Below are 13,636 nucleotides of genomic sequence, written 5' to 3' on the forward strand. Positions count from 1 at the left end.
AAGGCCCCCAACCACTGCAAGCAACACGGCGCGTCCCCCCGGGGCGCGCCGTTTTCATGCGCCGAAGCCGGGTTCTCCAGCCCCGGGGCGTGGAAATCCTTGCCGCGCGCCCCATCCTCCTGCCCGAACGCGCCGCATCCGCACCCGGCGCGCCGCCGCAAGAGAGAAACAAGGAGGGCCCCCATGACCGCCATCCGCACCAGCCCGTCCGCCGGCCCCGGCTCGGCCGAGATCACGGGCTTCTACGAAAAAGACACCGGCTCGATCCAGTACCTCGCCGCCTGCCCCGCCACCGGCAAGGCCGCGATCATCGACGCCGTCCTCAACTTCGATCCCCGCTCGGCCCGCACCTGGACCGACAGCGCCGACCAGGTCCTGCAATTCGCCGCAGGCAAGGGATACGAGATCGAGTGGATCCTCGACACCCATCCCCATGCCGACCACCTGATGGCCTCGGCCTATCTGAAGGAGAAGCTCGGCGCCCCGACCTGCATCGGCGAGAAGGTGCGCGAGATCGCGGGCATCTGGGGCGAGCTCTACGGCGCCCCGGAGATGTTCGACCCGGACCGCGATTTCGACCGCCTGCTGGAGAATGGCGAGGCGTTCCGCATCGGCGATCTGGACGTGCAGGTGATGCTCTCCCCCGGCCACACGCTCGGCTCCGTCACCTATGTCGTCGGGAATGACGCCGCCTTCGTCCATGACACGCTGATGCAGGCCGACGTGGGGTCGAGCCGCGCGGACTTCCCCGGCGGCTCGGCGGCCGAGCTGTGGGACAGCATCCAGCGCATCCTGTCCTTGCCCGAGGCGACGCGGCTGTTCATCGGCCACGATTACGGCGCCAAGGGCCGCGACGGCCCGGAATGGGAGGCGACGGTGGCCGAGCACCTCGAGAAGAACCCCCATGTCCATCGCGGCATGAAGCGCGAGGATTTCATCGCCCTGCGCGAGACGCGGGATGCGGGCCTGCCGCTGCCGGACCGGATGCTGCACGCGCTGCAGGTGAACCTGCGGGGCGGGCGGCTGCCGGAGGCGGACGAGAAGGGCCGCAGCTTCTTCCGCATCCCGGCGAACCGGTTCTGAGGACGCCCCCGTCAGCGCAGCGCGCGCGACAGGCGGGCCGTCACCAACTCCACCAGTTCGGGCTGCATGAAGGCGTAGCGGTCGGGGATGTCGAGGCAGACCACCCGCTTGCCCTTCAGCGCCCCGCCCGCCCGGCGCTTGAGGCGGGCGAGCTGCGCCTTCTCCATCACCGCGATCACGTCGGCCCAGGCGAGATGCTCGGCGGAAAGACGCTCGTCCGCGTCCTCGCTCAGCCCGGCGAAATCCGCCTCGTGCCCCATGCGCCCGGCCACCGCGGCGGCGGTGGGCGAGCGCATGAGGGCCTTGCCGCAGATGAAGAGGATGTTGGTCATCGGCGCGACCCTCTCATGCGGGCGCCCGGGGCGCCAGCGCGCAAGACAAAAGGGGCGGAGGCCGCGCGGCCCCCGCCCCTTTTCATCCGTCCGCGGGCCCTCAGTAGCCCACCGTCTCCTCGACCTCGTCCTGCGCCTCGGCGGCGGCGGGCGTCGGCGGGACCGGGTCGCCCTTGCGCCCGCAGGCCGAGGCGGTGAGCGCCGCGAGCAGCGTCATCGCCAGGATCGCCCTTGTCGCGACGTTCATTTCAGCGCCTCCGCCCAGCGGGCCGCCTGGGCCCGCACGTTCTCCGGCGCCGTGCCGCCATAGGACAGGCGCGAAGAGGCCGAGGCCTCGACCGTCAGCACCCCGAACACCGCCTCGGTGATGTCGGCATGGACGGTCTGCATGTCCGCCAGCGACAGGTCCGGCAGGTCGATCCCGCGATCCTCGGCCATCTTCACCAGCGCGCCGGTGACATGGTGTGCGTCGCGGAAGGGCAGGTTCAGCTCCCGCACCAGCCAGTCGGCGAGGTCGGTGGCGGTGGAGAAGCCCGAGGCCGCGGCGGCGCGCAGGTTCTCGCGCAGCGGCTCCATGTCCCGCACCATGCCTTCCATCGCCGCCAGCGCCAGCATGAGCGCGTCGGCGGCGTCGAAGACCTGCTCCTTGTCCTCCTGCATGTCCTTGGAATAGGCCAGCGGCAGGCCCTTCATCACGGTCAGCAGCCCGATCATCGCGCCGGTGATGCGCCCGACCTTGGCGCGGCAGAGCTCGGCCGCATCCGGGTTGCGCTTCTGCGGCATGATCGACGAGCCGGTCGAGAACCGGTCCGACAGGCGCACGAAGCGGAACTGGGCCGAGGACCAGATCACCAGCTCTTCGGACAGGCGGGACAGGTGCGTGCCGCAGATCGCGGCGGCGGCGAGGAATTCCAGCGCGAAGTCGCGGTCCGACACGGCGTCGAGGCTGTTGGCCATCGGCGCGTCGAAGCCCAGCGCCGCGGCGGTCGCGTGCCGGTCGATGGGGAAAGAGGTCCCGGCCAGCGCGGCGGCGCCCAGCGGGCACTCGTTCATCCGGCGGCGCGCGTCTTCGAAGCGGCTCCGGTCGCGGGCGAACATCTCCACGTAAGCCATCATGTGATGGCCCCAGGTGACCGGCTGCGCGGTCTGCAGGTGGGTGAAGCCCGGCATCACCGCATCCGCGCCCGCCTCGGCCTGCCCGACCAGCGCCTTCATCAGCGCCGTGAGGCCCGAGATCGCCGCGTCGGCCTGGTCGCGCACCCACATGCGGAAGTCCACGGCCACCTGGTCGTTGCGCGAGCGCGCGGTGTGCAGCCGCCCCGCCGCCGGGCCGATCAGCTCGCGCAGCCGGTTCTCCACGTTCATGTGGATGTCCTCCAGCGCGGTGGAGAATTCGAACGTCCCGCTTTCGATTTCTGACAAGGCCGTGAGAAGCCCGCCGTCGATGGCGACGCGGTCCTCTTCCGTGATAATTCCCTGTGCGGCGAGCATCGCCGCGTGGGCCCGGCTTCCGGCCACGTCCTGCGCGGCAAGCCGCTGGTCGAACCCGATCGAGGCGTTGATCGCCTCCATGATCGCGTCCGGCCCGGCGGCGAAACGGCCGCCCCACATCGCGTTGGCGCCCTTCGGCGCGCCGACAGTCTCGTCCGTCATGGCGGGGGGAGCTCCCTTCGTCTTCGACCGCTGAACTGGAACAAGGGACCGCCCGCATGCGCCTTCCGGCCCTCCGTCGCGCCCACGCCGCCCTCGTCTGCGCCCTCCTTTACGGCGCCGCGCTGGGCGCCGCCACCCCCGCCGCCGCCGCCGGGCCGCTTTCGCCCGCCGCGGTCGAGGACCTGCGCGCCGCGCGCGCGGGCGACATGGGCAAGCTGGCGATCCACACCGAGCCGAAGGAGGTCCCCCAGGTCGCCTTCCTGGCCGAGGACGGGTCCGAGCGGCGGCTCGGCGACTGGCGCGGCAAGCTGACGGTGGTCAACCTCTGGGCCACCTGGTGCGGCCCCTGCCGGCACGAGATGCCGTCCCTCGACGCCCTCAAGGCCGACCTGGCGGACGAGGGGATCGACGTGATCGCGGTGAACGTGGAGCGCAAGGGCCTGGTCAAGGCGCGGCGCTTCTACACCCAGGAGGGGATCGAAACCCTCGAGGTGCTGGTGGACCGCGACAAGGCGCTGCCGACCCGGCTCGGGGTCATCGGCTACCCGGTCACGCTGATTCTGGACCCCGAGGGTCGGGAAATCGCGCGCATGCAGGGGGACGCGGATTGGCATTCGCCCGAGGCGCTGGCGATTCTCCGCAGATTCTCCGCCGCGGTCTCGGAAACCGACCAGATGAATTAATCACCCGTTCACTTTTTCGAAATCGGGCGGGATGAACGCCCCGGCCGCAAACCTCGGGCGATTTCAGGGGGTAAGCCGCGAAAGCCGCGAAAACCCGCGCTCAAACCGCGAAGGACGCTACGTCACCCTGTGGAAATCCTCCTTGCTCCGCGCCGACGGGCAGTCCAAAATTTAAAAGTTGCAAAGACGTTCGGTCGCCGGGCGCTCCGAATTGGGGAGGCCTGCGCGCGGCATCCCCCACGGGCGTCTTCACGCGGAGGGCATTGACGTGGCGAAAGACAAGACGCAGGGCGGCGCCTCGGGCGCGGCGGTGCAGGTGTTTTCCACCGGCGCGTCGGCCTACGCCCAGCCCCGACGCTTCGCGGACATGCTCGACCAGTGGGGCGAGCAGATCCTGTCCCTCGGCCCGCGCGAGGCCGAGACCCTGAACAAGCAGCTCGAGGCGATGCTCGAGCAGACCGCCCCGATGATGGAGAAGGGCCGCGAGCACGCCTGGATCAGCGCCGAGCTGACCGGGCGCCTGGCGCAGGAGAAGCGCCCCGCGGCCGTGTTCGCCGAGACCGGCGCCCTGCTGGCCCGCAACGCCGCCGCCGAGCTGCGGCTCGAGATCGCCGACAACGCGCGCCTGTCCGACCTCGCGCATGAGCGCGCCGACGGCCAGCGCCTCGCCGACCTGCTGCGCGCCGCGCGCGAGGGCGCGGCCGCGCCCGCCGGCCCGGTCGTCGCGATGCTGAACGCGGCGGGCGGCGAGACGATGCTGGCCGAGCTCACCGTCGAGACCGCCTCCGATGACGGCCGCCCGCTGATCCTGATGCGCGGCCTCGACCTCACGGTCTCGGAGGCCGCGCTCGACAAGCTCGCCGAAGCCTACGGGCTGACCGAGGCCGAGCGCGCCATCGCCGCCCTCTCGGCCCGCGGCTTCAGCCCGGCCGAGATCAGCGCCTGGCGCGACACCTCGGTCGAGACGGTGCGCACCCAGCTCAAGACCCTGCGGGAGAAGACCGGCGCGCGCAGCCAGATGGAGATCCTGCGCCTCGTCGCCGGACTCGCCCCGCTGGCCGAGGAAAAGCCGGCGGTGCGCGACTACGCCATGCCCCGCCGCCACGGCCTCGTGCGCCTGTCCGGCGGGCGGCGCATGGAATACGTGCGCATCGGCCCCGAGAATGGCCGCCCGATCCTGGTGCTGCACGCCGTGCTGTTCGGCTTCCGCTGGCCCGAGGCGCTGGTCAACCGGCTGAACGAGGCGGGCTTCACCCTCTATTTCCCCGTCCGGCCGGGCTATGGCCTCTCCTCGCGCACCCAGAACGAGACCGGGTTCGAGGACGAGGTGCGCGACCTCGCCGAATTCGTCGACCAGATGGGGTTCGAAACCTACGAGGTCGTCGGCCAGGGCGTCTCGGCGGGCGTCGCCGCGGCGCTGGCCGAGCGGCACCACAACCGGGTCAGCGCCATCGCGGGCATCTCGGGCTACCTGCCGATCAGCCTCGATGAATTCTTCGCCGACATGACGCCCTGGCAGCGCACCGTGCTGCACGTGGCCCGCTCGGCGCCGAAGCTGATCCGCATCACCTCGATGCTGGCCGGGCGGATGATGCGCAAGATCGGCGCGCAGGAATTCTACTCCCGCACCTTCTGCAACAGCGCCGCCGACACCGCGGTGATCCGCAACCCCGAGACGCTGCGCCTGCTCTCGGCCAACCTGGACCTGCTGCGGGCCCAGGACCTGAACGGGATCAGCACCGACTTCCCGCGGATCATGGTGGACTGGGAGGAGCGCTGGAAGTCCCTGCGCACGCCGGGGCTGCAGATCCATGGCGACGACCGGCAGGTGTTCGACCCCGAGAAGGCCGCGGCCCTGTGCGACCGCCACCCGGCGGTGCGCTTCGAGATGGTGCGCGGCGGCGGGCAGATGCTGGCCTATTCGCACCCCGAGCGGGTGGCGGACCTGCTGATCTCGCATTTCCTCGGCCGCTGAGCCGCCCGCCGGGACCAGCCCCGAAGCCGAAGCCGCACGACGCCCGCCCTCCCCGATGGCGGGCGTTCGCGCGTCGAGAGAGGCCCCGGGACGCGCCCCGCTCGCCTTGCGCGCGAGCCTGCGCGGCGGCGCTCGCGGTTCATCTCCATTCATTTCTTTCCCTACCCAACGATGGGTATGCGGGCTTTCCGAATCTCCGGCATCTTCATTCCATCGACGAAGGGCGGAACGCAGCCCTGCAGCGTTCCACTACGGCGAAGGAGGTCACGGGCCTTCGCCATTCCCTCACAGCCCTCGTCGGCTGGAGAAACGGGCCTCTCCGCATTTCAGGCCCAGGCTATTATGGAACGGGTCGCGGTCCGTTCGTCCCCCGTCGACCACGCCACGGTCGAAATCGGACGGATCGCGACCCTCCCCTCAAAGGCCAAAGATGAGCACCCTGCACGGTCCCGCGTCCCCCAGGGACGCGGGATCAAGCGTTTCAGGGGCCCCGTTCCCCGCGCCGCTCCGCCCCACGCATGCACGCAAGAAAAAACCGCCGCGACGGGCGCGGCGGTTCTCATGTCGGCCAGCAGAGGCGCGGGATCAGCCGCGCGTCATCCGGCGCAGCACGTCGTCCTTGTCGATGAAATGGTGCTTCAGCGCCGCCGCGGCATGGCCAGCGACCACGGCCAGCAGCGCCATGGCGGCCCAGAAATGGACGCTGCGCAGCGTGGCCTGAAGCTTTTGGTCGCCGGGCACGAACGGGTCCGGCAGCTCGAACAGGCCGAACACCATGTTCTTGACGCCGTAGAGCTCCTGCAGCGGCGAGGCCGAGGCCATCAGCCAGCCCGAGAGCGGGATCGCGAACATCAGCACGTAAAGCGCCGCGTGCCCGCCATGGGCGACGAGCCGGGTCAGCGCGGGGGTGCCCTCGGGCATCTCCGGCGCGGGGTTCACGAGGCGCCACAGCAGCCGCGCGGCGCCGAGCGCGAAGGCCACGAAGCCCCAGCTCTTGTGCAGCTGCACCAGGGCGAACTGCTCATAGGTGTCGGTGACGAAATCGGCGGTGTAGATGCCGAGGCCCACGAGGAACAGCAGAAGCCCCGCCATGCCCCAGTGAAGGATGCGGGCGGGCACGCCCCAGGTGCGGGCGGTGTTGCGGATGGGGGGCATGTCGCCTCCAGGCGTTGCGTGGGGAGGGACGGGCCGGATGGGGAGGGGCCCGGACAGGGGCGCGGCGCGCGGCCGGGCTTCGGGGGAGGACGCCCCGCCCGCGCGCCCCGGGTCGGCCCGGCCCCGCAAGGGGCCGGGCCGCGTCAGGTCACTGCTTGTTCAGCTCGAGGTCGACGCGCAGCGGCAGCTCGGCGCCGATCGCCGGGGCGCCGTAGCCCATGCCGTACGCGGTGCGGTCGATCACGCCCTCGACGGTGAAGCCGGCCACGGTCAGGTCGGCGTTGAACGGCGACGGGCCCAGCTTGTTGAGGGTGACGTCGAAGGTCTCCTCGCGGGTCACGCCCACCATGGTCAGCTCGCCGGTCACCTTGGCGGTGGTGTCGGACAGCTTCTCGACCGAGGTCGACTTGAAGGTGATCGTCGGGTGGTTCTCGACGTCGAGGAAATCGCCGGTCTTGATGTGGTTGTCGCGCGCTTCCCAGAAGGTATCGATCGAGGCGGCGTCGATGGTGAACTCGACCGAGGACGAGGCGATGTCGGCCGGATCGAAGTCGACGGCCGCGTCGAAGCTGCGGAACACGCCCTGCACGGACGAGAAGCCGAGGTGGTTGACCTGGAAGGTCACCGCGGCATGCGACTTGTCGAGGGTCCACGGCTCGGCCGCGGCCGGCATGGCGGCGACGAGGGACAGGGCGGCGGCGGCGGCGATCGGGGCGAGACGCATGGAAAGGCTCCTTCGTTGTGTCTGCGAACGACTGTTCGAGATCACAGGTAGGGCTTTCCGGGCCGCTCACATAGATGGCGACACGCGAAAGACCGTCTCCGATATGGAAACGGCCTCTCATGCAAGTTCGTGATTGTGTCACGCGGCCCCGCCGGGGCGGGGCGCGGGCGACGCAACGTCAGCGCGTCGGCCGGGGCGTGTCGCCGCGGTAGTCGTAGAAGCCGCGCCCGGTCTTGCGCCCGAGCCAGCCGGCCTCGACATATTTCACCAGCAGCGGACAGGGCCGGTACTTGGTGTCCGCAAGCCCCTCGTGCAGCACGTTCATGATCGCGAGACACACGTCGAGGCCGATGAAATCCGCCAGCTGCAGCGGCCCCATCGGGTGGTTGGCCCCGAGGCGCATGGCCATGTCGATGCTCTCCACCGTGCCGACGCCTTCATAGAGGGTGTAGACCGCCTCGTTGATCATCGGCAGCAGGATGCGGTTGACGATGAAGGCGGGGAAATCCTCGGCCGAGGCGGCGGTCTTGCCGAGATTGTTCACCACCTCGAGCAGGGTGTCGTAGGTCTCCTTGTCCGTGGCGATGCCGCGGATCAGCTCCACCAGCTGCATCAGCGGCACGGGGTTCATGAAGTGGAAGCCCATGAACCGCTCGGGCCGGTCGGTGCCGGACGCGAGCCGGGTGATGGAGATCGAGGAGGTGTTCGAGGTCAGGATCGTGTTCGGCAGAAGATGCGGGGCCACCGCCTCGAAGATCTTGACCTTCACCGCCTCGTTCTCGGTCGCCGCCTCGATCACCAGGTCGGTGGCGCCGCAGGCGGCGATGTCGACCGCCTTGTGAATGCGGCCGATGGCGGCGGCCTTCTCGGCCGGGTCGATCGCGCCCTTGCCGACCTGGCGGTCCATGTTCTTGTCGATCTTGGCGATCGCGGCGTCGATCGCCTCTTCCTTCACGTCGTGCAGCTGCACCTCGTACCCGGCCAGGGCGAAGACATGCGCAATGCCGTTGCCCATCTGCCCCGCGCCGATCACGCCCACCGTCCTGATGCTCATCGAAACCCTCGCTGCCCGGCGCCTGCCGCTTCGGGCGGCGCATCTCGTCCCCGCCCCCTGCGGCCCCGAATGATCGGGCGCGGCGCGGCGGGCGCCTGAAGGTAAATCCCCGCGCGCACGGGGTGCAAGCGGGAACGCCCGCGCCGCTTCGCCCCGGCCCGCCCCGCGGCGCTCCGCCCTCCCCTCCGGATCGCCCCCGGATCGCCCCGATTAACCTCGTCGCAACCGCGGCGGGGCACAGTCGCGCCCGGGTTGGGACAAGCGCATGGCGCGGAAGGTGCGGGAATGAACCAGACGAAGGATGGACGCCGACGCGGGCCGCGGGACGGCGCGCGCGCGCAGGCCGCCGCGCCCGAGTCGCATGGCGACGGGCCCGAGGGCGACGCCCCCCTGCCCGAGGGCCGGCCGAGCTTCCGCTTCGGCCGCCGCCAGCGCCTCTATCGCGGCGCGCCCCCCGATCCCAACATCCCCTATATCGCCTGCATCGGGGGCGAGCGCAGCTTCGGCCGCGGCGCCGACGCGCCCTGGCCCGAACGGCTGGGCCGGCGGCTCGACTTCCAGGTGGTGAATTTCGGGGTCGAGGGCGCCGGGCCCGGCTTCTTCCTCGCCGACAGCGGGGTGCTGGACGCCTGCGACGGCGCCGCGCACTGCGTGATGGAGCTGTGCGGGGCCTGGAACCTGTCGAACCGCTACTATTCCGTCGGGCGGCGCTACAACCGCCGCCTGCGCGGCGTCTCCGACCACATGAGGGAGCTGTACCACGACGTCCGGCTGGAGGAGTTCCAGCTGGTCGGCAAGCTGATGGACGCGCTGCACGCCCATGACCCCGACCGCTTCGCCCTGGTCGAGGAGGAGGCCCGCGCCGCCTGGGTCGCCCGCACCCGCGCGCTGCTCGAAGCCATCGAGGCGCCGGTGACGCTGCTCTGGTTCGGCCATCGCCGCCCGTCCGAGGACCTGCGCCCCGACCCCGCCCGCCCGCGCACCCTGCCCCCCGAGGCGGTGACGCAAGGCATGGTGGAGGCGGTGCTGCCCTTCTCGGCCGGCTACGCCGAGATCGTGTTCGAGCGCCCCGCCGATGGCGGCCGCCCCAGGGCGGCGCCCACCGACGCGATGCATGAACGCATCGCCGAGGCCGCCCAGCGCGCCACCGCGCCGCTGCTGACCTGACGGGCCCGGGGGGCCTCCCTCCCCGCGCCCCCGGACCCGCGCCCCCGGACCCGCACCCGCACCCTCGGCCCTGCGCCCCAGGCCCGGCGCCCTCGGTCCGGCGCCGCCGCGCCTGCGCCCCCGTCCCCGCAAGCGCATCCGCGCGGCGGGGCCGGGCGGCGCGGGGGCCTTGCGCTCCCCAAGCCCGGACGCCCCCTCGCAATGTCAGCCGACCCCACCCCCAAACAAGAGGGGGTGCAGGGGGTCACCCCCTGCCCGGGGGGCATCGGGGGGACTGGTCCCCCCGACATCCACGCCCCGACATCCACGCCCCGACTTCCCCGCCCCGAATTCACCGCCCGCCCCCCGCAGCGGCGCCAAATCGCGCGCGCCCCATGGCCTCGGCGCGCCCGCTCGGCTACGGTCCCGCGCGACGCCCAACAGCCCGGGAATCCCCGCCGCCCATGACCGACCAAGCCGCCCCCGCCGCCGCCGACGACCTCCTGGCCATCCTGCGCGACGTCTTCGGCTTCGACGGCTTCCGCCCCGGCCAGCAGGAGATCGTCGAGGCGATCCTCGCGGGCCGCGACGCGCTCGCGATCATGCCCACGGGCGGCGGCAAATCCCTGTGCTACCAGCTCCCCGCCCTCGCGCGCGGCGGGCTCACCGTCGTCATCTCGCCGCTCATCGCCCTGATGCGCGACCAGGTCGAGGGCCTGCGCCAGGCGGGCGTCTGCGCCGGGGCCCTCACCTCCGCAAACTCGCCCGAGGAAAACCAGCGCATCCACGAGGACCTCGCCGCCGGGGCCCTGCGCCTCCTCTACCTCGCGCCCGAGCGGCTGCCTTACGCTGGCGGCATGCTGCGCCGCGCGGGGGTCGACCTGATCGCGGTGGACGAGGCGCATTGCGTCTCCCAGTGGGGCCACGACTTCCGCCCCGATTACCTGCGGATCGGAGAGCTGCGCGACGCGCTCGGCGGCGTGCAGGTCGCCGCCTTCACCGCCACCGCCGACGAAGAAACCCGCGAGGAGATCTGCCGCCGCCTGTTTCCCGTTGCTGCGCCCGAGACCTTCCTGCGCGGCTTCGACCGCCCGAACCTGTACCTGTCCTTCGAGCCCAAATCCTCGCCCCGCGCCCAGCTGATGAGCTTCGTGAAGGCGCGCAAGGGCCGCGCGGGCATCGTCTACTGCAATTCGCGCAACAAGACCGAGGTGCTGGCCCAGGCCCTCTCCCAGGCCGGGATCCCCGCGCTCGCCTACCACGCGGGGCTGGAGGCCGAGACCCGCTCCCACGTCCAGGACCGTTTCCAGCGCGAGGACGACCTGGTGATCTGCGCCACCGTCGCCTTCGGCATGGGCGTCGACAAGCCCGACATCCGCTGGGTCGCCCATGCGGACCTCCCGAAATCGGTCGAGGCCTATTACCAGGAGATCGGCCGCGCGGGCCGCGACGGCGCGCCCGCCGACACGCTCACCCTCTATGGCGACGACGATTTCCGCCTGCGCCGGGCGCAGATCGACGAAAGCCCCTCCCCGCGCGAGCGCAAGCAGGCGGATTACGAGCGGCTCGACGCGCTGATCCACCTCGCCGAGGCGCACCAGTGCCGCCGCCAGGTGCTGCTGAAATATTTCGGCGACGACTATGACGGCCCCTGCAACAACTGCGACATCTGCAAGTCGCCCCCGGACCTGTTCGACGGCACCGAACCGGCGCAGAAGGCGCTCTCGGCCGTCTACCGGACGGGCGAGATGTTCGGCGCCGGGCACATCATCAAGGTGCTGCGCGGCGAATCCGACGACAAGTCGCGCAAGTTCGGGCACGAGAGCCTGTCGGTCTGGGGCATCGGCCAGGAGCGCTCGGCCGCCGAGTGGAAGGCGATCTTCCGCCAGCTGCACGGGCTGGGGCTGGTGAAGGTCACCGAGAAGCTCGGCTGGATGCTGACGGACGAGGCCCGCCCGGTGCTGCGCGGCGAGCGCAAGCTGCAGCTGCGCCGCGACGTGATCAAGCGCGCGGCGGCGGCCAAGGGCGCCGGCCGCGCCGCCGCCCCCGCCATGCTGTCGGAGGAGGATGAGCCCCTCTTCAACCGCCTGCGCGGGCTGCGCCGCAAGCTGGCCGAGGACCAGGGCGTGCCGCCCTATATCGTCTTCGTCGACCGCACGCTGATCGACATGGCGGCATCGAGACCCGCGACGCTCGACGCCCTCGCCCAGTGCAACGGCGTCGGCGCCAAGAAGCTCGAGCTCTACGGCGCCGCCTTCCTCGCCGAGATCAACGGCGAGACCCCGATGGAGGAGCCGAAGGGCCGCCTGCGCGCCGCCGCCCGCGGGGACGGCGCATTGTATGACGCCCTTCGCGCCGCGCAGGTGGCGCTGGCGCGGGGGCTGGACGGGACCGGCAAGCCGCTGTCCTGCTCCAACCCCACCATCGAGAAGATCGTCGAGGCGAAGCCCGGCAGCTTCGAAGCGCTCGCCCGCATCCCCGGCGTGGGCGAGGCCAAGGCCGAGCGCTTCGGCGAGGAATTCCTGCGCCTGATCGGCGAGCACGAGGGATGAGCGCGCCGAAACCCTCCAAACCGGAGCCGCGCATCATCGAGAACGTGGCCGTGGACCGCGGCTCGCGCTACGCCGTCTCGGGCGCCCCCTGCACGGGCGAGGCGGACGCCAAGGCCTTCATCAAGGCCCTGACCCGCAAGAAGAAATTCGCCAAGGCCACGCACAACACCTTCGCCTATATCGGCGCGGACGGCCCGGTGAAGAACGACGATGGCGAAAGCGGCGCCGGGATGGTCATCCTGCGGATGCTCGAGCGCGCGGGGCTGGAAGGCCACATCGTCTGCGTCACCCGCTGGTATGGCGGCAAGCATCTCGGCGGCGACCGCTTCCGCCACGTGCAGGACGCCGTGCGGGTCTATCTCGACGCGCTCGGCTGAACCGCCCTCGCCCTTCCCCGCGCCGCCCGCTACCCTGCCCGCCTGACCCGACCGGAGGCCCCCATGAAGATCGCCAGCTTCAACATCAACGGCATCAAGGCCCGCCTGCCCGCCCTGCTGGACTGGCTCTCCGCCGCGAAGCCCGACGTGGTGTGCCTGCAGGAGATCAAGTCCCAGGACCATCTGTTCCCGCGCGAGGCCATCGAGGACGCGGGCTACAACCTCGAAACCCACGGACAGAAGAGCTTCAACGGCGTCGCCATCCTCTCGCGCTTCCCGATCGAGGACGTGACGCGCGGCCTGCCCGGCGACGAGGAGGACGAGCAGGCCCGCTGGATCGAGGCGACGATCAGCGGCGACGAGGCCGCGGTGCGGATCTGCGGGCTGTACCTGCCCAACGGCAACCCGGCGCCGGGGCCGAAATACGACTACAAGCTGGCCTGGATGGAGCGGATGCGGGTGCGGGCGGCGGAGCTGATCGCCGCGGAAGAGATCGCGGTGATGGCCGGGGATTACAACATCATCCCCCAGGCCGGCGACGCCGCGAAGCCCGAGGCCTGGGTCGACGACGCGCTCTTCCGCCCCGAGAGCCGCGCCGCCTTCCGCCGCATCCTGCACCAGGGCTGGACGGAAGCCTGGCGCGACCGGCATCCCGTGCCCGGCGACTACACGTTCTGGGATTACCAGGCCGGGGCCTGGCAGCGGAACAACGGCATCCGCATCGACCACCTTCTCCTGTCGCCCCAGGCCGCCGACCGGGTGCAGGACATGGGCATCGACGCCGCCATCCGCGGCGGCGAGAAGCCGTCGGATCACGTGCCGATCTGGGTGGACCTGAAGCTCTGAGGCGTTGCGCCCGGCCGGGGGCCGGTCGCCAAGGACGTGGGGGAAGGAGGCATGCA

At 71.1% G+C, this 13,636-nt stretch carries 13 protein-coding genes; 7 read left to right on the plus strand and 6 right to left on the minus strand.

The annotated features are described in order from the left end of the window. Nucleotides 1-183: 183 nt before the first annotated feature. On the plus strand, nt 184-1,083 hold the full coding sequence (locus ACQ5SO_RS08835; RefSeq protein WP_430941226.1) for an MBL fold metallo-hydrolase: 900 nt from the start codon (nt 184-186) through the stop codon (nt 1,081-1,083). A gap of 11 nt (nt 1,084-1,094) precedes the next feature. Here the strand turns inward: ACQ5SO_RS08835 and ACQ5SO_RS08840 are convergent, their stop codons facing one another. From ACQ5SO_RS08840 to argH, 3 genes are all read right to left on the minus strand, one after another. Further along, complete coding sequence (locus ACQ5SO_RS08840; RefSeq protein WP_430941227.1) at nt 1,095-1,415, minus strand: low molecular weight protein tyrosine phosphatase family protein; 321 nt, start codon at nt 1,413-1,415, stop codon at nt 1,095-1,097. Between the two features lie 100 nt (nt 1,416-1,515). Beyond that, nucleotides 1,516-1,662 (minus strand): LPS translocon maturation chaperone LptM, encoded by a 147-nt coding sequence (gene lptM / locus ACQ5SO_RS08845; RefSeq protein WP_430941228.1) that lies wholly within the window; start codon nt 1,660-1,662, stop codon nt 1,516-1,518. Next, on the minus strand, nt 1,659-3,068 hold the full coding sequence (gene argH, locus ACQ5SO_RS08850; protein ID WP_430941229.1) for an argininosuccinate lyase: 1,410 nt from the start codon (nt 3,066-3,068) through the stop codon (nt 1,659-1,661). Before argH ends, lptM begins: the two co-directional genes overlap by 4 nt. Before the next feature lie 56 nt (nt 3,069-3,124). Between argH and ACQ5SO_RS08855 the strand changes: the two genes are divergently transcribed. Further along, nucleotides 3,125-3,751 (plus strand): TlpA disulfide reductase family protein, encoded by a 627-nt coding sequence (locus ACQ5SO_RS08855; RefSeq protein ID WP_430941230.1) that lies wholly within the window; start codon nt 3,125-3,127, stop codon nt 3,749-3,751. A gap of 268 nt (nt 3,752-4,019) precedes the next feature. Further along, entirely contained in the window at nt 4,020-5,726 is a 1,707-nt protein-coding gene (locus ACQ5SO_RS08860) for an alpha/beta fold hydrolase (RefSeq protein ID WP_430941231.1), read from the plus strand. 585 nt (nt 5,727-6,311) lie between these two features. Here the strand turns inward: ACQ5SO_RS08860 and ACQ5SO_RS08865 are convergent. From ACQ5SO_RS08865 to ACQ5SO_RS08875, 3 genes are all read right to left on the minus strand, one after another. Continuing rightward, complete coding sequence (locus ACQ5SO_RS08865) at nt 6,312-6,881, minus strand: cytochrome b (protein WP_430941232.1); 570 nt, start codon at nt 6,879-6,881, stop codon at nt 6,312-6,314. Nucleotides 6,882-7,029: 148 nt separating this feature from the next. Then, on the minus strand, nt 7,030-7,605 hold the full coding sequence (locus ACQ5SO_RS08870) for a YceI family protein (RefSeq protein WP_430941233.1): 576 nt from the start codon (nt 7,603-7,605) through the stop codon (nt 7,030-7,032). Nucleotides 7,606-7,783: 178 nt separating this feature from the next. Then, nucleotides 7,784-8,659 (minus strand): 3-hydroxybutyryl-CoA dehydrogenase, encoded by an 876-nt coding sequence (locus tag ACQ5SO_RS08875; RefSeq protein WP_430941234.1) that lies wholly within the window; start codon nt 8,657-8,659, stop codon nt 7,784-7,786. 285 nt (nt 8,660-8,944) lie between these two features. On the opposite strand from ACQ5SO_RS08875, the gene ACQ5SO_RS08880 reads away from it, so the two are divergent. The 4 genes from ACQ5SO_RS08880 to xth all read left to right on the plus strand — a co-directional run bounded on the left by ACQ5SO_RS08880 (nt 8,945) and on the right by xth (nt 13,580). Continuing rightward, on the plus strand, nt 8,945-9,826 hold the full coding sequence (locus tag ACQ5SO_RS08880; RefSeq protein WP_430941235.1) for a DUF6473 family protein: 882 nt from the start codon (nt 8,945-8,947) through the stop codon (nt 9,824-9,826). Nucleotides 9,827-10,269: 443 nt separating this feature from the next. Continuing rightward, on the plus strand, nt 10,270-12,357 hold the full coding sequence (gene recQ / locus ACQ5SO_RS08885) for a DNA helicase RecQ (protein ID WP_430941236.1): 2,088 nt from the start codon (nt 10,270-10,272) through the stop codon (nt 12,355-12,357). After that, nucleotides 12,354-12,734: a YigZ family protein gene (locus tag ACQ5SO_RS08890; protein ID WP_430941237.1), complete on the plus strand. Its 381-nt coding sequence runs from the start codon at nt 12,354-12,356 to the stop codon at nt 12,732-12,734. The genes recQ and ACQ5SO_RS08890 overlap by 4 nt, the downstream gene beginning before the upstream one ends. A 63-nt stretch (nt 12,735-12,797) precedes the next feature. Continuing rightward, nucleotides 12,798-13,580: an exodeoxyribonuclease III gene (gene xth, locus ACQ5SO_RS08895; RefSeq protein ID WP_430941238.1), complete on the plus strand. Its 783-nt coding sequence runs from the start codon at nt 12,798-12,800 to the stop codon at nt 13,578-13,580. The last annotated feature ends 56 nt before the right edge of the window (nt 13,581-13,636 follow it).

The sequence above is a fragment of the Rhodovulum sp. DZ06 genome, assembly GCF_050586345.1.
Lineage (GTDB): Bacteria > Pseudomonadota > Alphaproteobacteria > Rhodobacterales > Rhodobacteraceae > JBOCEF01.

What these genes read in the sequence shown, in the direction of transcription:
- ACQ5SO_RS08835 (WP_430941226.1), top strand. Translation starts at nt 184, where the DNA reads ATGACCGCCATCCGCACCAGCCCGTCCGCCGGCCCCGGCTCGGCCGAG.
- ACQ5SO_RS08840 (WP_430941227.1), bottom strand. Translation starts at nt 1,415, where the DNA reads ATGACCAACATCCTCTTCATCTGCGGCAAGGCCCTCATGCGCTCGCCC.
- lptM (WP_430941228.1), bottom strand. Translation starts at nt 1,662, where the DNA reads ATGAACGTCGCGACAAGGGCGATCCTGGCGATGACGCTGCTCGCGGCG.
- argH (WP_430941229.1), bottom strand. Translation starts at nt 3,068, where the DNA reads ATGACGGACGAGACTGTCGGCGCGCCGAAGGGCGCCAACGCGATGTGG.
- ACQ5SO_RS08855 (WP_430941230.1), top strand. Translation starts at nt 3,125, where the DNA reads ATGCGCCTTCCGGCCCTCCGTCGCGCCCACGCCGCCCTCGTCTGCGCC.
- ACQ5SO_RS08865 (WP_430941232.1), bottom strand. Translation starts at nt 6,881, where the DNA reads ATGCCCCCCATCCGCAACACCGCCCGCACCTGGGGCGTGCCCGCCCGC.
- ACQ5SO_RS08870 (WP_430941233.1), bottom strand. Translation starts at nt 7,605, where the DNA reads ATGCGTCTCGCCCCGATCGCCGCCGCCGCCGCCCTGTCCCTCGTCGCC.
- ACQ5SO_RS08875 (WP_430941234.1), bottom strand. Translation starts at nt 8,659, where the DNA reads ATGAGCATCAGGACGGTGGGCGTGATCGGCGCGGGGCAGATGGGCAAC.
- ACQ5SO_RS08880 (WP_430941235.1), top strand. Translation starts at nt 8,945, where the DNA reads ATGAACCAGACGAAGGATGGACGCCGACGCGGGCCGCGGGACGGCGCG.
- recQ (WP_430941236.1), top strand. Translation starts at nt 10,270, where the DNA reads ATGACCGACCAAGCCGCCCCCGCCGCCGCCGACGACCTCCTGGCCATC.
- ACQ5SO_RS08890 (WP_430941237.1), top strand. Translation starts at nt 12,354, where the DNA reads ATGAGCGCGCCGAAACCCTCCAAACCGGAGCCGCGCATCATCGAGAAC.
- xth (WP_430941238.1), top strand. Translation starts at nt 12,798, where the DNA reads ATGAAGATCGCCAGCTTCAACATCAACGGCATCAAGGCCCGCCTGCCC.